Below are 20,589 nucleotides of genomic sequence, written 5' to 3' on the forward strand. Positions count from 1 at the left end.
CACGAAGTCCCGCGACCTGTCCGTGGTGGTCGGGTATGCCGGGACGGGGAAGAGCACCATGCTGGGTGTGGCCCGTGCGGCATGGGAAGAGGCCGGGTACCGGGTGCGCGGGGCGGCGCTGTCGGGGATCGCGGCGGAAGGGCTGGAAGCGGGGTCTGGGATTGAGAGCCGGACGCTGGCGTCCCTGGAGCGGGCGTGGGAGCGTGGGTTCGACCTGCTGGAGCGCGGGGACGTGCTGGTGGTGGACGAGGCCGGCATGGTGGGGTCACGGCAGATGGAGCGGGTTCTGTCTGTCGCCCGCGAAGCCGGGGCCAAGGTGGTGCTGGTGGGTGATCCCGAGCAGTTGCAGGCGATTGAGGCCGGTGGTGCGTTCCGGGCGGTGGGCGAGCGGGTCGGGTCGGTGGAAATCACCGCCGTGCGCCGGCAGCGTGAAGGCTGGCAGCAGGCGGCCACGAAGGAGCTGGCGACGGGGCGGACGGGGGAGGCGCTGGGTCGCTATGAGGCGGCTGGCCTGGTGCGTGGGCATGACACGCTGGACGCGGCCCGGGCCGGTGTGGTCGCGGGGTGGGAGGAAGCCCATCAGGCTGCGCCAGAGGACAGCCAGATCATGCTGGCGCATCGGCGTGCCGATGTGCGGGCGCTGAACGAGGCGGCGCGCGAGATCCGCAGGGACGCGGGTGAGCTGGGTGACGATGTGCTGGTGCCGACCGCCCAGGGCGAGCGGGTGTTCGCGGCTGGGGAGCGGGTCTACTTCCTGCGCAATGACCGGGCGCTGGGGGTGAAGAACGGCACGCTGGGTACGGTGCGGGGTATCGTGGGGTCGGTTGAGGCTGGGGATCTGGCGCTGTCGGTGCAGCTTGATGGGAAAGAGGGAGCCGGGCGTGGCCGGGTCGTGTCCGTGTTGGTCTCGGAGTATGACGCGCTGGATCATGGCTATGCGGCCACCATCCACAAATCGCAGGGTGTGACGGTGGATCGGGCGCATGTGCTGGCGACGGGGAGCATGGACCGGCACGGGGCCTATGTGGCGCTGTCGCGGCATCGGGAGAGCGTGTCTGTCCATTGGGGTCGTGATGATGTGGGCGACCGGGACGGGCTGGTGCGGCGGCTGTCGCGCGAGCGGCTGAAGGATACCACGCTGGATTACCCGCAGGTCCGGGCTCGGGATACCGGGTTCGCGCGGCGGCGCGGGCTGCATGTTCCCGAGAGCGAGATCGTGGTGGAGCGTGAGAAAGCTGCATCTGGCCCCCGGCAGGGCAGGCAGGCTGAAGGTGTGCCTATGCCAGAGCCTGCGTCGGCACAGCAGAAACGCGGGATGTTCGATGGGCGGGACCTGTCCGTGCGGCCGGGGCGTCGTGCGGCGGAAAAAGACGTGTCGGCCGGGATGGAGGCTGAGGCCGGGAAGGGAGAAAGTGGGGTTGAGCGTGAGGCTCCTGTCTCTCCCTTTGCGGGTTTGAGGCTGCCCCGTGTGCAGCGTGAGCAGGTGCCGGCCGGGCTGGACGGGTTTGTACCGGGTGGTGATCCGCTTCAGCAGGCGGTGGAGCGGTATGCGCGGGCCTGGGTGGATGCCGAGCGCATGGTGCGCCAGGAGCTGCCGGTGCTGGAACACCAGAAGAAAGCGCTGTTTGAAGCCGGGCGGGATCTGGAGCGGGTCCGGCGTGGCGGTGAGGCGGATCTGCGGGCGGCGCTGAAGCATCAGCCGGAGATCCGGCAGGCGCTATATGGTCTGGAAGGTCCGGCACGGGCGCGCAAATTGGTCGAGGGGCTGGAGTATGAGGACAGGGTGCGGAAGAGTCCGGATCTGCGTGCAGCGCGGTTTGTGAAGGCCTGGGACGGGCTGAGCCGGGAGCAGCAGGGTGTGGCGCTGAAGGAGCTGAAGCGGGATGCGCAGCTTGAGTCCATTCTGCGGGAGAAAAGCCGCGAACTGGGTATTAGGAAGGGATCGACGCTCGATCACGGGCTGCATCCCCATCAGCGGGAGCAGTCCCTGTTGCGCTCCAGGTCGCGCGGTATGGATATGGGGATGTAATCTGCTTGAGAGAGGAGATGTTGATGTGTATAATTTTCACTGGAGATACACATTATGCGAACCAACATCATTATTGACGATACCCTCATGACAGATGCGCTGAAGGCGTCTGGCGTCAAAACCAAGAAAGAAGCCGTCGAACTCGGATTACGGACGCTGATCAAGTTGAATCAGCAGCGGCAACTGCGTTCCATGAAGGGCAGGCTGGAGTGGCGGGGTGATCTCGACGCCATGCGTTCCGACGCATGATTCTGGTCGATTCATCGGTCTGGATCGATTTTTTCAGGGGTACGGTGACGCCACAGGTTGATGCTCTGGACCGGTTGCTGGGAGAGGAACTGGTCGCCATTGGGGATCTGATGATGACGGAAGTTCTTCAGGGGTTTGCGAGCGAACGGGATTTCAACAAGGCGCGGAGACTGCTTGGCGCTCTGGATCTGGTCGAGATCGGGGGGCGTGATGTCATGATCGAGGCGGCACGATATTTCCGTGACCTGCGCGCCAGAGGCATCACCATCCGGAAAACCATTGATACCCTGATTGCCACACGGTGCATCGTAAGCGGATATCGGCTTCTTTACAGTGACCGGGACTTTGATCCGTTCGTGACACATCTGGGGCTGGAACGGGTTGTCTGATTTCGGCGTGGTGACTGGAGAGGACATGCAGAAAAAAGAAGTGGCCGTTCGGCTGGGATCGTTTCTGGCGTCCATCGGTCGTGAGGCTGGTGTGCGGGTTCTCAATCCGTGGGAGAATATCTGATGTCCGAGACAGATCCGGCAGTGCGCGCGTTCGAGGATCTGTGCGCTGAAATGACGGTACTCCGGCGCAGCGTGGAAGCGTTGCCGCAGGCATGGCGGGACAATCGGCCTCCGGATTACACAGAGGATTTGGCCCGTGTCGTGAAGGCTATGAATGCAGTCGGTGCACGAATGGAGGCGATTGAGGCCAATCCGACGCTGAAGATGACGCCCCAGGCGTATGGGCAAGGGATTCGTCAGGCCGGGATTTCTGCCAGTCAGGAGATGCAGGCAGCGTTTCAGAAAGCGATCGGTGAGGTTCAGGGGGAACGTCGGGTTCTTGCCAATATCATTGGTCAGTCCCGTCAGCAGGATCGTCAGAACTGGTGGCTGTTAGGGGTGGGTCTTGCCTGTCTTGTTGTAGGGATCGGGTTATCGCCTGTGCTGGCGTATCTCCTGCCTTCTTCTATCGGGACGCGGGTGGCCTCCTTTATTGTCGGGGAGAAAGATCGCTGGAACTCTGGGGCCATGATGATGGCAGTCAGCAATCCTGAAGGCTGGCAACGTGTACGTGAGGACAGTCAGTTGGTTGAGGCCAACAGAGACAGGATTACAGCTTGCCAGAAAGCGGTATCGGGTCAGGAAAAAACTCAGAAATCCTGTGTCATCACTGTTCCGGCAGAGCAGGAATAGTTTTCAGGGGATAAAAGCCGACAGCAAAATATGACATGTCAAAGAAACCGGATTTCTTTGACGGATCATTCTGACGTGTTAGAAAAACCGCATATCGCTACCACATCAGGATGTCATGTTAACGCCAACCTACCCTATTCGGCCCTTGCCGCCTCAGACGGAGATAGAAACGGTTCCGGTTCTCAAGGCGCTGGTCGAGGCTAATAAGGCTCTGGCAGAGCTGAAGGGGCGGGCGGCCACCATTCCCAATCAGGGGATCCTGATTGATACGCTGGCCTTGCAGGAAGCCAAGGCGTCTTCGGAAATCGAGAATATCGTCACCACCCAGGATGAGCTTTTTCAGGCCGATCTGTTTCCCGATGGACCGGATTCAGTGGCGGCCAAGGAAGTCGCCCTGTATCGCGATGCCCTTCATCTTGGTTTTCAGCAGCTGAAAGAAACCGACGGGTTGATCCTGAACAAGGGGCTGATCGCGATTTTCCAGAGGCTCAAGAAGCGGGAGGATGGGTTTCGAAATACCCCGGGAACGGCCCTGAAGAACGAGCGCACGGGGGAAGTGGTCTTTGTGCCGCCGCAGGACGGGCGGGAGATTATCGGGCATATGTCGGATCTGGAGCGGTTCGTGAATGATGACGGGCTCTGTGATCTGGATCCGCTCATCAAGATGGCCCTGATCCACCATCAGTTTGAGAGCATCCATCCGTTCCCGGATGGGAATGGCCGCGTCGGCCGGATCCTGAACGTGTTGTATCTGACCCGGACCGGTCTTCTGGATATCCCGATCCTCTACCTGTCGCGCTACATCACTCGCCACAAAGATGAGTATTATCATCTGTTGCAGAAGGTACGGGATGAAGGCGCATGGGAAGCGTGGATCCTCTACATGCTGCGTGCCGTAGCTGAGACATCCAAGATCACCCTGGAGCTGATTGAAGGCATGCGGGCGCAGATGGCCACCATGAAGCAGCGGATGCGCACGGAACTGCCCAAGATTTACAGCCAGGAGCTGCTGAACAACCTGTTCCGGCACCCTTACACGAAAATCGAGTATGTCCAGTCGGACCTGAGTATCGCGCGTCAGACGGCAGGGAAATATCTCGATCAGCTGTCGGAGAAAGGTCTGCTGTCCAAGCACCGCTCAGGACGGAGCAATTATTATATCAACGCACCTCTGGTTCGCCTCTTCCTGGAGGTGTCCGGTGGTGCATGAGGTGTATGATCTGTTTTTTAAACGTATGGAATTTGACGCATGAACCCCGTTGAGATTGAAGAGGCTGTCTCCCGGATTGCCGAGGCACCTTTTAATCCGGGGGAATTCCCATTCGAATTCCTGCAAGCGTTCGGAAACCGCGATGTTACGATCAAGCGGCTTCGCAAGGATAACCGCTCGGACGTTTCTGGAGCGGTGCTCCAGCGCAACAACATCCATCTGGCCGTCTGTCCGGAAGGCCAGGTTGCCCAGACCCTGAATCTGCTCCGGGAAAGTCCCAAGACCCAGTCGGCCAAGGCGCGGTTTCTGCTGGCCACGGATGGGGTAACGTTTGAAGCAGAAGACCGCACGGAAGATGATTATATTACAGATGTGTTCACGCATCTGGCTGATCGGTTCGGGTTTTTCCTGCCCCTGGCGGGCATTACGACCGTTCAGAAGATCAAGAACAACCCGATCGACGTTAAGGCTACGTCACGCCTGAACCGTCTTTATGTCGAACTTCTGAAGGAAAACCCCGACTGGGCGACGGAAGAACGCCGCCACGACATGAACCATTTCATGGCGCGTCTCATCTTCTGCTTTTTTGCCGAGGATACCGGGATCTTCCTGAACAAGCTGTTCACCAGAACCATCCAGACCATGACGGAAGGGGCCACGGATCAGACGCATGAGGTCATGGCCGAGCTGTTCCGGACGATGGATCTGGATACGCGCAATGACGATCGCGAAAAGGGCGGGGTCAAATCTTGGGCCAGGGATTTCCCGTATGTAAATGGAAACCTATTTTCTGGAGCAACGGACTGCCCGGCATTCAATAAATTGGCCCGCCCCCATCTTCTTCGTGCCGGTAAGCTGAACTGGGCGCAGATTAACCCGGATATCTTCGGGTCCATGATCCAGGCCGTAGCCGATGATGGGGAGCGCGGTGCACTGGGGATGCACTACACTAGCGTGCCCAACATCCGCAAAGTGCTCAATCCGCTGTTTCTGGATGGCCTGCGTGAGGAACTGGAAAAGGCAGGTCACAACACCCAGAAGTTGCATGCCCTCAAGGAGCGTCTGTCCGGCATTCGGGTGTTTGATCCGGCCTGTGGATCGGGCAATTTCCTGGTGATTGCCTATAAGGACATGCGGGACATTCAGAGCGAGATTGATGACCGGTTGAAGATCGAGCGGGCGGAACGGAAATCCGTCATTCCGCTGGCCAATTTCTATGGGATTGAGATCCGTGATTTTGCGGTGGAAATCGCGCGCCTGTCTCTTCTGATCGCTGAGTTCCAGAGTGACGAAATCCATATTGACCAGAAACAGGCCCGCCTGAATGTGCTGCCCCTGAAGGATACAGGGCATATCATCTGCGGGAATGCCCTGGAGAAGGGCTGGTTTGACGTCTGCCCGCCTCAGAAGGGGTCGGAAACCTATATCTGTGGCAATCCCCCGTATAAGGGCAGCACTTGGCAGTCAGCTGAACAGAAGGCGGATCTGGAGCAGATTTTCGGGAAGCGTGCGAAATCCTGGAAGTCTCTGGATTATGTTGCTGGATGGTTCATGAAGGCTGCGGATTATGGCCAGAAAACGGGTTCTTCCAGCGCATTTGTGAGCACGAATTCCATCTGTCAGGGACAGCAGGTTCCCATTCTCTGGCCTCTGATTTTTGAACTGAACTATGAGATCAGTTTTGCTCATACGTCGTTCAAGTGGGCCAATCTGGCAGCGCATAATGCGGGTGTGACGGTCGCTATCATTGGGATTGCCCCTGTTTCTGAGCATCCCAAAATTCTCTTCTCAAACGGACCTGATGGGAAGACGGTCAGGCAAGAATCTGGGCATATTAATGCCTATTTGGTGCCAGGGAAAAATGTTGTCGTTGAGAAACAGGGAAAACCTCTCAGTGCTGAATTGGGGGAGATGAATTTTGGAAATAAACCCGTAGATGGTGGCAACCTTCTTTTAGATGAAGGTGAACTTGCGGACTTGAAACTGGACGATAGTCAAAAGTCCAAATTCATTCGGCGTATTGTTGGATCTGCGGAATTTATCAGAGGTATTCAAAGATATTGCCTCTGGATCGACGATAAGGACGCGCATGAAGCATTAACCATCCCAGCAATCGCACAACGTGTAGAGGCTGTTAAAAAAATGCGTTTAGCCAGCCGAGATTCTGGTGCACGCGGGATGGCAGAGAAGTCCTACCAATTTCGCGAGCATAATGCAGCACAAAGATATACTATTGCTGTTCCGGGAATAAGCTCTGAAGGAAGAGATTTTCTCCCAGTAGGGCTTCTTCCACAAGAAGATGTGGTCACTAATAAAATATATGCTTTGTACGATGTTCCTCTCTGGAATATGGCGCTGATTGCCTCTCGCCTTCATTGGGTTTGGATTGGAACAGTTTGTGTTCGATTGGAAATGCGTTTTTCATATTCCAATACGATGGGCTGGAACACCTTTCCTGTTCCAACTTTGACGGAAAAGAACCGTGCCGATCTGACCCGTTGTGCCGAGGATATTCTTCTGGCGCGTGAGGCACATTTCCCGGCTACGATTGCCGATCTGTATGATCCGGACAAGATGCCAGACAATCTGCGGGCGGCTCATGAGCGCAATGACGAGGTACTGGAGCGGATCTATATCGGTCGGTGTTTCCGTAATGATACGGAGCGGCTGGAAAAGCTGTTCGACCTCTACAGCAAGATGATCGCCAAGAAGGGCGGCAAGACGAAAAAGAAGAAGGACGCTGCCTGAGCCATGACGATCAATCCGGTTATTCCCGCTGTTTCGCTGCGTACCGGCCAGACAGGTCAGTCTGCCAGGACCAATGAGCTGGGCATGCGGCCCATGCAGGAAGCGGTCTATGAGAAACGGGGCGAGCAGTATCTTCTCATCAAGTCACCGCCCGCTTCTGGTAAATCCCGTGCCCTGATGTTTGTTGCCCTCGACAAGCTGGCACATCAGGGCGTGAAAAAAGCCCTGATCGTTGTGCCAGAACGCTCGATCGGGGGCAGCTTCATGAGCGAACCGCTGACCAAGTTTGGTTTCTGGGCCGACTGGATCGTCCAGCCGAAATGGAATCTGTGCAACGCACCAGGGTCCGATGAAGGACAGGTCGCGCGCTCCAAGGTCAAAGCTGTTGGTGAGTTTCTGAAGAGTGAAGATCAGACTTTGGTTTGCACCCACGCGACGTTCCGGTTCGCAGCAGAAGAACTGGGTATCGCGGCCTTCGATGGGTGTCTGGTGGCGGTGGATGAATTCCACCATGTCAGCGCAGACCCGAAAAACAGGCTGGGATATTATCTCAACCAGCTGATTGCCCGTGGGGAAACGCACATCATCGCCATGACCGGCTCCTATTTCCGTGGGGATGCCGTTGCTGTGCTGTCCCCGGAAGATGAGGGGAAATTCGAGACAGTCACCTACACCTACTATCAGCAGCTGAACGGGTATCAGTATCTGAAAGAGCTGGATCTGGGATATTATTTCTATACAGGCTCCTATCTGGATGCGATTGACCGGGTGCTGGACGGTAAGCGCAAAACGATCGTGCATATTCCCAATGTCAATTCACGCGAAAGCACGACCCAGAAGCACAAGGAAGTCGAGCATATCCTGTCCGTCCTGGGAGACTGGGAAGGAGAGGACGAGGAAACGGGCTTTCATCTGGTGCGTCGTACCGATGGACGGGTGCTGCGTATTGCCGATCTGGTGGAAGATGAGCCTGTGCGGCGCAACAAGGTTGTCGCTGCCCTGAAGGATCCGGCGCAGAAGAACAACCGCGATCATGTGGACATCATCATTGCACTGGGGATGGCCAAGGAAGGGTTTGACTGGATCTGGTGTGAGCAGGCGCTGACGGTCGGATACCGCTCCAGCCTGACTGAGATCATTCAGATTATTGGCCGCGCCACCCGCGATGCGCCAGGAAAGACGCGGGCCGAATTCATCAACCTGATTGCCGAGCCGGATGCGTCCCAGGAAAAAGTGACGGATGCGGTCAATGACATGCTCAAGGCCATTGCCGCCAGCCTGCTGATGGAACAGGTGCTGACCCCACGGTTCGAGTTTACGCCAAAGACCGCAGAAAGTGCGCCTCTGGATGGCTATGACTATGGGGAAGAAGGCTACAAGCCAAACGGCACGAATGTCGGGTTTAATGAGCAGACCGGTCAGTTCCATATGGAGATCAAAGGGCTGGTTTCTCCCAAAAGCCCGGAAGCGCAGCGGATCTGCCGGGAAGACCTGAACGAAGTTGTGGCCTCCTTCGTGCAGGACAAGCCCTCCCTGGAGCATGGTCTGTTTGACGAGGAGACGGCCCCTCAGGAGCTGACACAGGTCAGGCTGGGGAAAATCATTCGCGATCGGTATCCTGAGCTTTCGGATGAAGATCAGGAAGCTGTGCGCCAGCACGCCGTGGCGGCATTCAATCTGACCCAGAAGGGGCAGAAGGCAGCTGAAGAGGTCACGCAGGCAGCCGGGGGAGAGGAGAAGATTGGTGGCAATACAGCCCTGATTGAGGGGATGCGGAAGATTGCCATGAATGTCCGGGATCTGGATATCGACCTGATTGATGCGATCAACCCGTTTGAGGAAGCTTATAAGATCCTGGCCAGGAGCATGAATGCAGAGACCCTCAAACAGGTTCAGGAGGTCATTGCCGGTCGTCATATTGCTCTGACGATTGAAGAGGCAAGGGATCTGGCAAAGCGTGCCCTTCTGTTCAAAAAGGAAAGGGGACGCCTTCCGGAGCTGACATCTCCCGATGCGTGGGAACGTAAGATGGCTGAAGGGGTGGCAGTTCTGGCGCGTAAGACGGCAGAGGAACGGGCGAATGGCTGACCTGAGCGATGAAGAGCTTTTGGCTGAACTTGGTGTCTCGCTTGAGACCAAAAAGAAGGCTGCACTGACCGCTGAGGAAGAGCGGATTATTGCCGGATTTGAGGATATTTGCCGTTTCTATGAGGAACACGGGCATGCGCCTGCGCATGGAGAGGACAGGGATATCTTTGAACGTCTTTATGCCGTACGTCTGGATCGGATCCGGGCTTTGGAAAAATGCCGGTCATTGCTGGCACAGCGTGATCCGCATGGGCTTCTGAGTGTTTCCGGGAAAGACGATGAGAGTCCTGATCCCGATACGCTGGACGATGATGCGCTTCTGGCTGAACTGGGCATTGAGGCCGAGCCAGCGGCTGACTCCATCACTGTCCTGAAGCATGTGAAATCACGCGCAGAAGTGCGGGCAGCGGAAGAAATTGCCAGCCGGGAACCCTGCAAGGATTTTGAAACCTTCCGGCCTTTGTTTGTGCAGGTGAAGGAGGATCTGAAATCCGGCGTGCGGGAAACTCGTCCCTTTGGGCAGGAAGCCGGTATTCGGCAGGGAGAATTCTTTATCCTGAAAGGGCAGATGGTTTATGTCGCACATGTCGGGGAAGAGTTCGAGACAGAATACGGTCGCAGAGACAGCCGTCTGCGGGTCATCTACGACAACGGGACTGAAAGCGATGTCCTGCTGAGGTCGCTCCAGCGGGCTCTCTATAAGGATGAGGCTGGCCGTCGGATTACAGATCCTACTGTCGGGCCTTTGTTCGGGACAACCGTTGAGCCGGATGATCTGGAGAGTGGCACCATCTATGTGCTGAGAAGTCTGTCAGATAATCCGTATATCGCGCAGCATCGCAACCTGATCCACAAGATCGGGGTGACGGGAGGCGATGTGAAAAAGCGGATTGCCAACGCCAAGCATGATGCAACCTATCTTTTGGCTGATGTGGAAATCGTAGCGACCTACAAGCTCTTCAACATCAATCGCACGAAACTGGAGAAGATCTTTCATAGAGTTCTGGCTCCAGCGCAGATTGATCTGACGATTGAAGATCGGTTCGGGCATCCAGTGCAGCCGAAAGAATGGTTTTTGGTTCCATTAGAAATTATTTCACAAATTGTAAGTAGAATATCTGATGGAACTATATGTAAATATAATTACAAACCGGAAACAGTATCACTCAATTTTCTGTAGTGGATTGTATTGGTAATTTTTAAACTTATTTATAGATATCTTAACACTTTATTTTGGAGGATTTCATTGAGATATATATCTATTTGGCGAATAATTTCTCTTTTATCTTAAATGGTGTTTCTTTTCAGGAAAGATGACGCAAAAATGTAGGTTTTTATTTCAAAAAATGAGATTCACTTAAGGTAATCAATCAAACCATTTTATAGATTGATTGGAGATAATTATTAGATGAGGAATTATGGAATTCGATCCTACATTATCTTTCTCAGATAATCTTGCCCGTTTCCAAGAGGAAGCAGAGCGTATTGATGCCGATTGCGCCAGCATTCTTTTCGACAATCTGGCGCTGCTGGCACGAGACGGTGATGCTACACGTACCCGTCAGGCCGTACAGGAATTTAATCAGGCAGTCCTTGCCGCGCTCGACAGTCTGTCGGAAGAGCCTGCGGTATGAGCCGGTATTTTCTCGTCTCCGCCGCTATTGAGGGGTTTCGCGGCATCAATAATGACGGCGATCCTCTCGTTCTGAAATTCAGACACGATGCCGTTAATTCTATCCATGCGCCTAATGGGGTAGGCAAAAGTTCGATCTTCGAAGCGCTGCACTTCGCCTTGCATGGCACGGTGCCTCGTTTGGAAGGAATGCAGGATGCCGAACAGGGTGCCAGCTACATCGTCAACAAGTTCCATCCTGGGCAACAGGCAATAGTAGCTCTTGTTTTCAAAAGCGATGACGGCACGCCCGATGTGTCGATCACCGTCACCAGGACTGCGGCAGGTGAACGGGTTGTCACCTCTCCTTCCGGCTATGCCGATCCTGATAGATTCCTCACGGATCTTTGTGAAGATTTCGTTCTGGTCGATTATCCGCGCTTTGCCTCCCTTGTGGATTGCTCAGCACTGGAGCGCGGGCGCTCTTTCTCTTCGTTGATCGGTATGAGCCGGTATTCTCAGCTACGGCAGGCCCTCGACGGGGCCAAGAACACTCGCAATATCAATGGGGATCTTGGGCTCTCCGCGCTCGATACTGAAGTTACGGCAGAAAACCGCTCCTTAAGGGGAATTGAACAGCGCGTTCTCTCCGCGCATCAGGAAGTAACGGGTATGGCGGACGGCCGGATAACGGATTCTGCTGTGCTGAAAACGCAGGTGACGGCCGGACTGGCGGGTATTGCGCTTTTCATGCCGTTGCTTGCCAACTCATCGGTGATGGACGTCGATTTTGACGCCGCCGAAAAGATTGTCGATCAGGAAGAAGGCGGTGCGGCGCGGAAAACTCTCGACGGTCTCAACACTGCTGTTACGACGCTCAGAGGGTTGCAGGTCTCTGCGGCGGAATTTTCCGAAATTGACGCGCTGATAACGGCGGCGCGGGCGCGCGACAATGCCATGCGCAAAGTTGGTGCGGCCAGCCTTCATGCTTTGCTAAAAGATGCGCTTGCAGTTGTGAATAGTGAGGACTGGCACGATCCGAAGGTCTGCCCCGTCTGCGAAAAGGCTGGCGAAGGGCCGCTTCAAGATCAGCTGGAAGCGAAGATTGCGCTTTACGATGAGGCCGAACAGCTCGATGTGGAGCTAAAACGACAGGTGCAGAGTGCTGGATGCGTTGGTAAGCTTCGGCAGCTTGAAGAGCAGGCGCGTCTTGGCGTTGCGGATGTTGATCGCATCGCGCCAGTCCTAACTTTGGCAGCATTCCAGTCGTCGGTTTCGACGGCCGACTTGGAACGCGCAAAAGAGGCGCTTGGTGTGCTCGAAGCGAAGCGAGTTGATGTGATTGCGGCAGTCAACGCCGAGATCACGGAGTTGCAAGCCAGCTTGCCACCGTCGTTGGTTGCCGTCACGCGTACCCTCGGGCAAGCCAAGCAATTCCGCGACGCAATGAATGAATACGAGCGGGCCCTGCCCACGCTCGCGGCGAAACAGGCCAAGCTCGCGAAGCTCAAGCGCTGGAAAATCTTCATCACGAACGTGGCCGGTCAGTTTGCAACGGCAGAAAGCACGCTCGCCAATGCGCGTATAACAGATATTCAGGATAGTTGTCAGGAGCTTTTTGGATATCTTGTGCGCGGCGGTCCGGATGTGCGGCCGACGTTGAATCGGGCTCAGAATACTGAACAGGTTGACTTAAAGCTCGCCGATTTTTTCGGCCTTCCAAATCAAAGTGCGCGGGCGCTCCTGTCGGAGAGTTATCGCAATGCTGTCGCTGCCTCTATCTTTATGGCGGCGGCTATTCGGCATAAAGGCGTGCCGCGCTTCATGGTGCTGGACGATGTGACATCAAGTTTCGATGCCGGACATCAGTTCAGCCTAATGGATACGATCCGGACAAAATTGCGCTTTGGCGCAGCGAATGGTCTACCTGACGGGCTTCAATTCATTATTCTTAGTCATGATACGAGCCTTGAAAAGTATTTTGATCGGCTCAACGGTACGACGGAGTGGAAACACCAAAAGTTGCAAGGCATGCCGCCGCGTGGGAGGTTAATGATCGCCACGCAACAGGCGGATCGCTTGAAATTACAGGCGGAGCAATATCTAAACGCGGGACAGATAGATATCGGCGAGCCATTTGTACGCCAGTATCTTGAGTACAAGCTCAGCCAGATCATTACCCGTTTGGAAATTCCGGTGCCGCCCGATTACGCGACACGGGGCGATAAGCGTACCTTGTCTACCTATGTGGACGCGATTACGGCGGCTGTTGAGCTCTATCAGGCAGCAGGACGCTGCGTTCTCTCTATTCAACAGATCACCGATCTCCAGAACCATCACGTGCCTTCCATTATGGCAAACTATGTCAGCCACTATGAGACAGGTGCAGGCAATCCGTTTAACGCCTATGCGTTGCTAGGCATTCTGCAAAGTGTGGATGCCCTTGCCGATTGTTTCTGTTGGACGGATCCTGCCAATCAGCATCGGAAATATTATCGACGACTTGATAGGCAGTGAAGAGAGGTGGCTCAGTTTATCCAACGAGCTTTTGGGTTAAATAGACTATAGTCAGATTGGGACAGACCGGAGCCACGGTGTATCAAGGGCTGCATGGTGGTTTTTCCGGGAGGGTTCAAATGGGACAGCGCGCGGTCATCTATTGTCGGGTTTCCACGGCCGATCAGTCCTGCGCGCGCCAGAAGGACGAGTTGAAGCGGTTTGCTGAACGCGCGGGATATGAAGTGCTGGACGTTTTCATGGAGACCGGCTCTGGTGTCCGGGTGGATCGGGCCGAACGTCGAAAGGTCATGGCACTGGCCCAGGCCCGTGAAATTGATGCCATCCTGGTGACGGAGCTGTCCCGATGGGGACGTTCGACCATTGATCTCATCTCCACGCTTCAGGAGCTGGAGAGCTATCGTGTTTCTCTGATCGCCATAACGGGAATGACGTTCGACCTGGCAACACCACATGGACGAATGCTGGCGACGGTTCTGGCCGGGATTGCTGAGTTCGAACGGGATCTGATTAGCGAGCGGGTGAAGTCTGGTCTGGCCGCCGCCAGGGCGCGCGGGAAGGTTCTCGGCCGACAGAAAGGAGAGCGGCCGAAGTCTGACCGTCTGGCTCCGAAGGTTCTGGCGTTGGTGGCTGAAAAGCGGAGTTATCGGTGGATCGCCCGGGATCTGGGAATCAGCAAGAACACTGTTGCTGCCATTGTGCAGAGGGATAAGGTGAGGCCTTCTCTTCCCTCGTAGAAGGTGTATACAGGTATAAGATTATACGTGTAGGGGTGTAGCATGAAGGTTCTTGCTGTTCTTTCGCAGAAGGGCGGTGTCGGAAAAACGACGCTTGCAACCTGTCTCGCTGTCGCGGCTGAGCAAGCGGGTAAGGTTGCTGCTATTATTGATTTGGACCCACAGGCGACAGCCTCTTTCTGGAAAGACGTACGCCAGCTCGATACACCGGCTGTGGCTTCAATTCAGCCGATACGTTTGCCTGCAATACTCAAAGCCTGCGCGGATGCGGGGACTGATCTTGTGATTATCGACGGAGCTGCTGTTGCGCGTGATGTAGCTTATGAAGCGGCGCGGCATGCTGACTTCGTTCTCATTCCGACGAAGACGGCCGTGTTCGATACAATGAGTATGACACACACATTGGATGTGGTTCGTCAGCTCGATAAAGCGTTCGCTGTCGTTTTAACTTTTGTGCCCCCCCAGGGGCAGGAGACAGGGGATGCCATTAAGGCCGTGACCGAATTGGGGGCAACGGTCTGTCCGGTGACAGTAGGAAACCGCAAGGCATTTTTCCGTGCACAGGCGGCGGGACAGGCTGTGCAGGAATTCGAAGCACATGGGCCAGCAGCAAACGAAATTAAGCGTTTATACGAGTATACAGATATACAATTATACAAAAATCGGGAGGTAGTGTGATGGCGAAAAGCAATACGCTACAAGCGATGCTTGATCGCGCCAAAGGTAGTGGTGAGGCAATGCCAACCCCTTCCCCGAAGCCAGATATATCATCCAGTAAACCTACGCTGAATGGTCGTAAGGGGACCAAGTTGATCGGTGGACATTTTTCTCCTGAAGTCAGCACCCAGCTTCGTATTATCGCGGCCGAAGAGGGAACGACGGTTCAGAGTTTGCTGGGAGAAGCACTGGACGATCTGTTTGTGAAGAAAGGACGAAGCAGGATCGTTAGCGGATAAGTATACATTTATACACGTATACAATTATACGCGTAGGCTGTGTCTAGCGTATAGGGTTGCGTTTGTGTCGGTTGCGGCAGAATCCGACAAATGCGGCACTGGGGTTTTGCAACTCTGGTTGTCCGCTATCATTCCACCATGACACCCATTCATCATAGAGTGCGTAGATATCATATCCTGGAGCAACTCCTCTAGCGTCATGGAAACCCTCGGGATCGACAAATGGTTTCTGGAGCTTTGGCTCTATTACCTTGACGGTGTCCATCGTTTCCCGATTACGGAAAGTAACTGTGTTGCGGTTTATTTCGACAGCATAATCAGGCAAGTGGTTATTGATTGCCAAGTCACGGAGCATTGAGCGAAATACGCGAATATGGCTACTAGCCCCCGTTTTTTTCTGTAAAATTTCTATAGAAACAACCCATTTTTCCTGAGCGCCACAATGCTTGCGTGCAAGTTCGTATATTCTCCGTTCAAGTGGTTTGCGTAAACGGAAATAATCGCGATGTAATGTCAGTACACTTCGGCCTTCGATCATTCTGAATAGCCATTCGGATAGCGTTACCTTGATTTCGGACATTTGTCCGGAATTGGTCTTACGGACAATTCGCCATTCATTGATAAGGCCAAAGCCTTCGGTGATTTCTTCTCCATCAGCTTTGATGTTGGTGGTGATCCGTGTGCCTGCTAAGCGCTCAAATGCGCTCCGAAGCCGCTTATAGCCATCACCATCGGTTTGACGGTTGGTCCACACCAATAAATCGCGTGCGGTAAGGTGGAGAGTTCGATTTGGCTGCTCACCTTGATTCATTTTCGCGATCAGCTGCGAAATGCAATAGATAAGGATATCCTTGTCATGGATCGTCGCGAGCCCTTTGACGCTCGGAACGATCTCAACTGTATTGCCATTGTGCTCGTATCGGAAAATGCGTCGATCAGGTTTAGTGGCAAGCGAGAAAATTGGATGTTCCATCGAGGCCATATCATCTTTGGGGATGGCATCAAGGACATCACAAATAAAAAGATCTGGTGTCGGATATCGTTCCGGAAGTAGAACTGAGCGTCCATCAACATTCGGGGTTTCACTGACGGTAACTGCCAGTTCGGGGTTTCGTTGACGGGTTGCTTTGATTCGGGGTTTCATTGACGATCAGTTTAGGTTCGGGGTTTCATTGACGCAAGAGCTAGATTCGGGGTTTCGTTGACGCAGATTCGGGGTTCTGGAGTCACTAGATTCGGGGTTTCGTTGACGCAAGCTGCACAAAAACAGTGTTTTTGTATTTTATTTTCAGTCAGTTATGCGTTTGTGGAAAACCCTTAACACTACTATTAACACATAAATTAACACTCCAAGCCTGTGGATAACTTTTCATTCTTTGCAATTTCCAGCTAAATTAAATCTAAGCACCGCCTCTTGGGGGCTACGCCCCCGCCGGCTCGCGGCCTACGGCCGCCCCGATCGCGCATAGCGCGATCTCCCACCCGGCATCCCCCTGCTCGCCCTTTCAGGGCTGCGCTAAACGGACACGCCTACGGCGCGAAATCATAATCTGACGATGCAACACATCGTCTCGCCAATAACCACCTTTCTCTCCCGCGTCGGCGCCTCTGGCGCCCTACGGGGCTCCCGCTCCGCGCTCGCCCGACGCCTGCAACATCAGAAGAACCGGGCAAAACCGTAATTTGCTCAAGACACACCGGTGTTCAGACGATCATTCAGCAGCTTACGTGTCGCAACATGCCCGCCAGACGCCACAGAATGGCCTTACAGGCGTTACCATGTGTAATGGCTGGGTTTGTGGACGATAATGGGCTTACGCTTTGTGCGGCCTCCTATGGCGCTCTGCTGGCTTTGTTAGGGATTAGTGGGCTATCCATTTCTGTCTGACCGTCCAGATATTCTCCTCCTGACTTTTGGCGGGATAGTTCTGATTGAAAAACCCAAGCGTTAGGGATATGGTGAATTATGCCGACGCTTCTGCGCATCAATGGATTTCATGTCGTGATTTACACGGCAGATCATGTGCCGACGCACGTTCACGTCATAAGCGCGGATGGGGAAGCCGTGATCGAAATTGGCAGGAAAACCCGCCTGATACGGGCAGGTGGCATGAAGGATAAGGCTTACAGGAAGCCCTTGTCATCGTGCAGGACCACGCTGAGATGCTGGCGGAAGCATGGGAGAAGATACATGGCGAATAACGTGAACTATCAGGCTGCTCGTGACGCAGACGCGCTTCATAGAGCGACAGTTCCTCATGCGGTTTCCGTACGGTTGATTCGTGCGCGCCGCGCTCTTCATGTCACGCTTTCCAACGGTGTTGAAATGAGCGTACCGGTGGATCTGTTACAGGATTTGCAGGGCGCTTCCCTGAATGATCTGGCTGAGATCGAGATTACCCCGTTGGGGAATGGCCTTCACTGGCCCCGTCTTGATGCTGATGTTCTGGTCGAAGGTCTGATCCACGGTATCTACGGTTCCCGAAGCTGGATGGCGGCACAGATGGGACGTGTGGGCGGATCATCCGCCAGCCAGGCAAAGGTGGCGGCTGCACGCCGGAATGGTGCGAAAGGCGGCCGGCCCAGAAACGTCGCGTAAGACACGGTTTCTGATATTTTTCCAATCCGTCAGGCCTGTAGACTTTTGCAAACTTTAATTCAGGGACCAGCAGCGTGATGTCGGAACATTCTGATCTGTTCCCGGAGTTGGGGCCGTCAAAACGCAGAGTAAGGTCTGTTTCTGCCGGGTCAGCGTGAAGAGGGCTCCTGAGCCGCCATAATCCGCTGTCGTCGTAATCTGGTAGCCTTTGGTCAACAGGCTTGCCAGAGAGTCCGGGACGGGCTTCAGTGTTGTTGGAACGGCCAGAGGACTATAGGGAGATTTAACGCCTGACTGAGGCAGCCAGTCCCCTGTGTTCCGGGCAAAGCCTGATGCCGGGAGGAGGAGAAGCGGCAGGGCAGCGAAAGTCAGTATACGCTTTTTCAAGATAACTCTCCTGATCAGATCCAGAGCTGTCGGCGGATGTTGATCAAGTCGCGCAATTTCTGGTCCTTGAGATTCTGTAAGATCTGTTCGTGATCAACCGGGTTATCTGGTGTCATAGCGGCGATGTTGCGATCGCACAGGGCTGTTTCCCCTGGCAGATCGTCACGGTACCAGAGCCAGAGGTCGATCGCCGCCTTGTCCCGGTCATTGGCACTGTGCAAACGGTAGCCGCGATACAAACGGCTCTGCTCTTTATCGTAACCCTGCGAGGTTGTGCCGAGCTCCTGTTCCACGAACTCTCCGAGTATGGAGAAGCAGGCATGAAACATGCGCTCATCCGCGTCAGGATTGTCCGGCTCTTCCTGTCTGTCTGGCAGGTTATCCGTCATGGCTGTTCTTTCCTTTCTACATGCTCTTTTTCGGCATCGAAGGCATGAAGCCCCGCGCGTCTCCAGCGCGTTTTCAGATCAACCGGAGTGGTCTCATTGCCGCCCTGAAGCTGTCCTGCAATATCCAGGAAGGCCCCGAGCAGGGTGGCACGGTCATCATCGGTCAGATCGACCAGTCCCGCCTTCTGGACCAGGCCGCCCAGTTCGATCAGATGATGGGTGCGTTCCCGTCGCGCTTTCGCCCAGTCGCGCATGTCAGTGCGTGCCTTTCGTGCCTGATAGCGACGGATCAGGGCTTTCTGCTTCCTGATCCGTCTTTCAAGCGCCAGAAGCTCCATTCTGATCGTTTCCGGTTCCTTTCCGGCCTCCCTTTTTTGCGCCAGTTTGAAAGAATTCGGTCCCCCGTTCGGTCCACCTCGCGACGGCTTCTAGTTTGCTATCCGCCTGTTCGACAGCCGCAAGCAGCACACCGGCCAGCGCCTCGATTGACAGGGTATCGGCTCCCGTCGCCTCGACCAGTTCGCCGAGCTGGATAGTCCGTTGCGCCTTAAGCTGCTTCGCCTTTTCCTGAAGCGCCTTCAGTTCCGCATCAATGTCCCGTGGTCTGCGCATTTTTCGGCCTCTTGTCTTGCTGATCTGTGCCATACTCTACCACACAGATGAGAACCGCGTCACTCATCCAAAGCAATCAATCCTTGTGGCGCAGTAAAATATGAGTGCGCGCTTATACGTCACTGCGTGACGTGCGCTTAAGTGGTGTGATAGGATCGCGTTCATGGCGATCTATCATCTGCATGCAAAGGTCATCAGCCGCGCCACCGGCCGGAGCGCCGTGGCAGCGGCGGCCTATCGCGCGGCGTCCCGCCTGTATGATGTGCGGCTGGATCGCGACCATGATTTTTCCAACAAGAGCGGCGTGGTGCATTCCGAGATCCTGCTGCCCGATGGCGCGACGGAACGGTTTCTCGACCGTGCAACCCTATGGAATGAGGTCGAGGCGATCGAGAAACGCAAGGATGCCCAGCTTGCCCGTGAGGTGGAGTTTGCACTCCCGCGCGAAATGACCCAGGCGCAGGGGATCGCGCTGGCACGGGATTTTGTGCGGGAACAGTTCGTGGAACGCGGCATGGTGGCTGATCTCAATGTGCATTGGGATATTGGCGAAGACGGACAGGCGAAGCCCCATGCCCATGTGATGTTGTCCACGCGGTCAGTAGACGAGAACGGGTTTGGTGCGAAAGAGCGGTCGTGGAATGATAAAGATCTGCTGCTGACATGGCGGGAGCGATGGGCGTCACTTGCGAATGAACGGCTGGCTGAACTGGATCTGGATGTGCGGATCGACCATCGGTCGTTTGCGGCACAGGGGATTGATCTTGAGCCACAGAACAAGATTGGTCCGGCCGGGATGCGTCGGGAAGAGCGGGGCGAGGATGCGGAACGGGTTGCTGATCATCTGGAGATCGCGCGACGCAATGGGGAAAGGTTGCTGGCCGAGCCGCATGTGGCGCTGGAGGCGCTGACCCGGCAGCAGAGCACATTTACTCGGCAGGACATGGCGCGGTTTGTGGACCGGCAGACGGTGGACGCTGAACAGTTTACGGCCGTTATGGTTCGGGTGGAGGCATGTCCGGAGCTGGTAGCACTTGGGAAAGACGGGCACGGGCGGGAGCGGTTCTCCACGCGCACGATGATCGGGGTCGAGCAGCGTCTGGAAGAAGCGTCGCTCGCGATGGGGCAGTCTCAGGGGCATGCGGTGCCGCTGGCGGTGCGTCGGGCAGCGATGCAGCATTCCGGTCTTGGCGAGGAGCAGGCGCTGGCGGTGGGCGAGGTCACGAAGTCCCGCGACCTGTCCGTGGTGGTCGGGTATGCCGGGACGGGGAA

The 20,589-nt window shown here is 55.3% G+C and carries 19 protein-coding genes and 1 pseudogene; 16 read left to right on the top strand and 4 right to left on the bottom strand.

Going from position 1 to position 20,589, the window contains the following annotated elements:
- From LOC54_RS06635 to LOC54_RS06695, 13 genes are all read left to right on the top strand, one after another.
- On the top strand, positions 1-2,029 hold a 2,029-nt coding region (locus LOC54_RS06635), incomplete at its 5' end, for an AAA family ATPase (RefSeq protein ID WP_279313046.1).
- 54 nt (positions 2,030-2,083) lie between these two features.
- On the top strand, positions 2,084-2,278 hold the full coding sequence (locus tag LOC54_RS06640; protein WP_062454612.1) for a type II toxin-antitoxin system VapB family antitoxin: 195 nt from the start codon (positions 2,084-2,086) through the stop codon (positions 2,276-2,278).
- A complete protein-coding gene (locus LOC54_RS06645) occupies positions 2,275-2,667 on the top strand; it encodes a PIN domain nuclease (protein ID WP_048848569.1) in 393 nt (130 codons plus the stop codon). The genes LOC54_RS06640 and LOC54_RS06645 overlap by 4 nt, the downstream gene beginning before the upstream one ends.
- 123 nt (positions 2,668-2,790) lie before the next feature.
- On the top strand, positions 2,791-3,462 hold the full coding sequence (locus tag LOC54_RS06650) for a DUF6118 family protein (RefSeq protein ID WP_279313047.1): 672 nt from the start codon (positions 2,791-2,793) through the stop codon (positions 3,460-3,462).
- Between the two features lie 115 nt (positions 3,463-3,577).
- Positions 3,578-4,672: a Fic family protein gene (locus LOC54_RS06655; protein WP_347709391.1), complete on the top strand. Its 1,095-nt coding sequence runs from the start codon at positions 3,578-3,580 to the stop codon at positions 4,670-4,672.
- A 39-nt stretch (positions 4,673-4,711) separates the two neighbouring features.
- Positions 4,712-7,420 (top strand): DNA methyltransferase, encoded by a 2,709-nt coding sequence (locus LOC54_RS06660; protein WP_279313049.1) that lies wholly within the window; start codon positions 4,712-4,714, stop codon positions 7,418-7,420.
- Between the two features lie 3 nt (positions 7,421-7,423).
- A complete protein-coding gene (locus LOC54_RS06665; protein WP_279313050.1) occupies positions 7,424-9,508 on the top strand; it encodes a DEAD/DEAH box helicase in 2,085 nt (694 codons plus the stop codon).
- The gene (locus tag LOC54_RS06670; protein WP_279313051.1) at positions 9,501-10,688 is read left to right on the top strand and encodes a GIY-YIG nuclease family protein; all 1,188 of its coding nucleotides are present in this window, start codon (positions 9,501-9,503) and stop codon (positions 10,686-10,688) included. The genes LOC54_RS06665 and LOC54_RS06670 overlap by 8 nt, the downstream gene beginning before the upstream one ends.
- Before the next feature lie 238 nt (positions 10,689-10,926).
- The gene (locus LOC54_RS06675) at positions 10,927-11,142 is read left to right on the top strand and encodes a hypothetical protein (protein ID WP_124297539.1); all 216 of its coding nucleotides are present in this window, start codon (positions 10,927-10,929) and stop codon (positions 11,140-11,142) included.
- Entirely contained in the window at positions 11,139-13,637 is a 2,499-nt protein-coding gene (locus tag LOC54_RS06680) for an AAA family ATPase (RefSeq protein WP_279313052.1), read from the top strand. The genes LOC54_RS06675 and LOC54_RS06680 overlap by 4 nt, the downstream gene beginning before the upstream one ends.
- 119 nt (positions 13,638-13,756) lie before the next feature.
- Positions 13,757-14,374, top strand: a complete 618-nt coding sequence (locus LOC54_RS06685) for a recombinase family protein (RefSeq protein WP_062454596.1) — start codon at positions 13,757-13,759, stop codon at positions 14,372-14,374.
- 42 nt (positions 14,375-14,416) lie between these two features.
- Complete coding sequence (locus LOC54_RS06690; RefSeq protein ID WP_062454594.1) at positions 14,417-15,052, top strand: AAA family ATPase; 636 nt, start codon at positions 14,417-14,419, stop codon at positions 15,050-15,052.
- Positions 15,052-15,330 carry a ribbon-helix-helix domain-containing protein gene (locus tag LOC54_RS06695; protein ID WP_242007403.1) on the top strand — a complete coding sequence of 93 codons (279 nt, stop codon included), beginning with the start codon at positions 15,052-15,054 and terminating at the stop codon, positions 15,328-15,330. The genes LOC54_RS06690 and LOC54_RS06695 overlap by 1 nt, the downstream gene beginning before the upstream one ends.
- 43 nt (positions 15,331-15,373) lie before the next feature.
- Here LOC54_RS06695 and LOC54_RS06700 read toward each other — a convergent pair whose 3' ends face one another.
- A complete protein-coding gene (locus LOC54_RS06700) occupies positions 15,374-16,474 on the bottom strand; it encodes a replication initiator protein A (RefSeq protein WP_279313053.1) in 1,101 nt (366 codons plus the stop codon).
- An 822-nt stretch (positions 16,475-17,296) separates the two neighbouring features.
- On the opposite strand from LOC54_RS06700, the pseudogene LOC54_RS06705 reads away from it, so the two are divergent.
- Positions 17,297-17,404 (top strand): annotated as a pseudogene (locus LOC54_RS06705) (DUF4160 domain-containing protein); the annotation flags it as partial.
- 117 nt (positions 17,405-17,521) lie between these two features.
- Entirely contained in the window at positions 17,522-17,929 is a 408-nt protein-coding gene (locus LOC54_RS06710; RefSeq protein WP_279313056.1) for a DUF2442 domain-containing protein, read from the top strand.
- A 401-nt stretch (positions 17,930-18,330) separates the two neighbouring features.
- Here LOC54_RS06710 and LOC54_RS06715 read toward each other — a convergent pair whose 3' ends face one another.
- The 3 genes from LOC54_RS06715 to LOC54_RS06725 all read right to left on the bottom strand — a co-directional run bounded on the left by LOC54_RS06715 (position 18,331) and on the right by LOC54_RS06725 (position 19,317).
- Complete coding sequence (locus tag LOC54_RS06715) at positions 18,331-18,705, bottom strand: hypothetical protein (protein ID WP_020944725.1); 375 nt, start codon at positions 18,703-18,705, stop codon at positions 18,331-18,333.
- Positions 18,702-18,959 carry a conjugal transfer protein TraD gene (locus LOC54_RS06720; RefSeq protein ID WP_062454615.1) on the bottom strand — a complete coding sequence of 86 codons (258 nt, stop codon included), beginning with the start codon at positions 18,957-18,959 and terminating at the stop codon, positions 18,702-18,704. Before LOC54_RS06720 ends, LOC54_RS06715 begins: the two co-directional genes overlap by 4 nt.
- 64 nt (positions 18,960-19,023) lie before the next feature.
- On the bottom strand, positions 19,024-19,317 hold the full coding sequence (locus tag LOC54_RS06725) for a conjugal transfer protein TraD (RefSeq protein ID WP_279313054.1): 294 nt from the start codon (positions 19,315-19,317) through the stop codon (positions 19,024-19,026).
- Between the two features lie 163 nt (positions 19,318-19,480).
- Between LOC54_RS06725 and mobQ the strand changes: the two genes are divergently transcribed.
- Positions 19,481-20,589: MobQ family relaxase (gene mobQ / locus LOC54_RS06730; RefSeq protein ID WP_279313055.1), on the top strand; the 1,109-nt coding region annotated here is incomplete at its 3' end.

This window comes from Acetobacter sp. AN02, assembly GCF_029759835.1.
GTDB lineage: Bacteria > Pseudomonadota > Alphaproteobacteria > Acetobacterales > Acetobacteraceae > Acetobacter.

What these genes read in the sequence shown, in the direction of transcription:
- LOC54_RS06640 (WP_062454612.1), top strand. Translation starts at nt 2,084, where the DNA reads ATGCGAACCAACATCATTATTGACGATACCCTCATGACAGATGCGCTG.
- LOC54_RS06645 (WP_048848569.1), top strand. Translation starts at nt 2,275, where the DNA reads ATGATTCTGGTCGATTCATCGGTCTGGATCGATTTTTTCAGGGGTACG.
- LOC54_RS06650 (WP_279313047.1), top strand. Translation starts at nt 2,791, where the DNA reads ATGTCCGAGACAGATCCGGCAGTGCGCGCGTTCGAGGATCTGTGCGCT.
- LOC54_RS06655 (WP_347709391.1), top strand. Translation starts at nt 3,578, where the DNA reads ATGTTAACGCCAACCTACCCTATTCGGCCCTTGCCGCCTCAGACGGAG.
- LOC54_RS06660 (WP_279313049.1), top strand. Translation starts at nt 4,712, where the DNA reads ATGAACCCCGTTGAGATTGAAGAGGCTGTCTCCCGGATTGCCGAGGCA.
- LOC54_RS06665 (WP_279313050.1), top strand. Translation starts at nt 7,424, where the DNA reads ATGACGATCAATCCGGTTATTCCCGCTGTTTCGCTGCGTACCGGCCAG.
- LOC54_RS06670 (WP_279313051.1), top strand. Translation starts at nt 9,501, where the DNA reads ATGGCTGACCTGAGCGATGAAGAGCTTTTGGCTGAACTTGGTGTCTCG.
- LOC54_RS06675 (WP_124297539.1), top strand. Translation starts at nt 10,927, where the DNA reads ATGGAATTCGATCCTACATTATCTTTCTCAGATAATCTTGCCCGTTTC.
- LOC54_RS06680 (WP_279313052.1), top strand. Translation starts at nt 11,139, where the DNA reads ATGAGCCGGTATTTTCTCGTCTCCGCCGCTATTGAGGGGTTTCGCGGC.
- LOC54_RS06685 (WP_062454596.1), top strand. Translation starts at nt 13,757, where the DNA reads ATGGGACAGCGCGCGGTCATCTATTGTCGGGTTTCCACGGCCGATCAG.
- LOC54_RS06690 (WP_062454594.1), top strand. Translation starts at nt 14,417, where the DNA reads ATGAAGGTTCTTGCTGTTCTTTCGCAGAAGGGCGGTGTCGGAAAAACG.
- LOC54_RS06695 (WP_242007403.1), top strand. Translation starts at nt 15,052, where the DNA reads ATGGCGAAAAGCAATACGCTACAAGCGATGCTTGATCGCGCCAAAGGT.
- LOC54_RS06700 (WP_279313053.1), bottom strand. Translation starts at nt 16,474, where the DNA reads ATGAAACCCCGAATCAAAGCAACCCGTCAACGAAACCCCGAACTGGCA.
- LOC54_RS06710 (WP_279313056.1), top strand. Translation starts at nt 17,522, where the DNA reads ATGGCGAATAACGTGAACTATCAGGCTGCTCGTGACGCAGACGCGCTT.
- LOC54_RS06715 (WP_020944725.1), bottom strand. Translation starts at nt 18,705, where the DNA reads ATGACGGATAACCTGCCAGACAGACAGGAAGAGCCGGACAATCCTGAC.
- LOC54_RS06720 (WP_062454615.1), bottom strand. Translation starts at nt 18,959, where the DNA reads ATGCGCGACTGGGCGAAAGCGCGACGGGAACGCACCCATCATCTGATC.
- LOC54_RS06725 (WP_279313054.1), bottom strand. Translation starts at nt 19,317, where the DNA reads ATGCGCAGACCACGGGACATTGATGCGGAACTGAAGGCGCTTCAGGAA.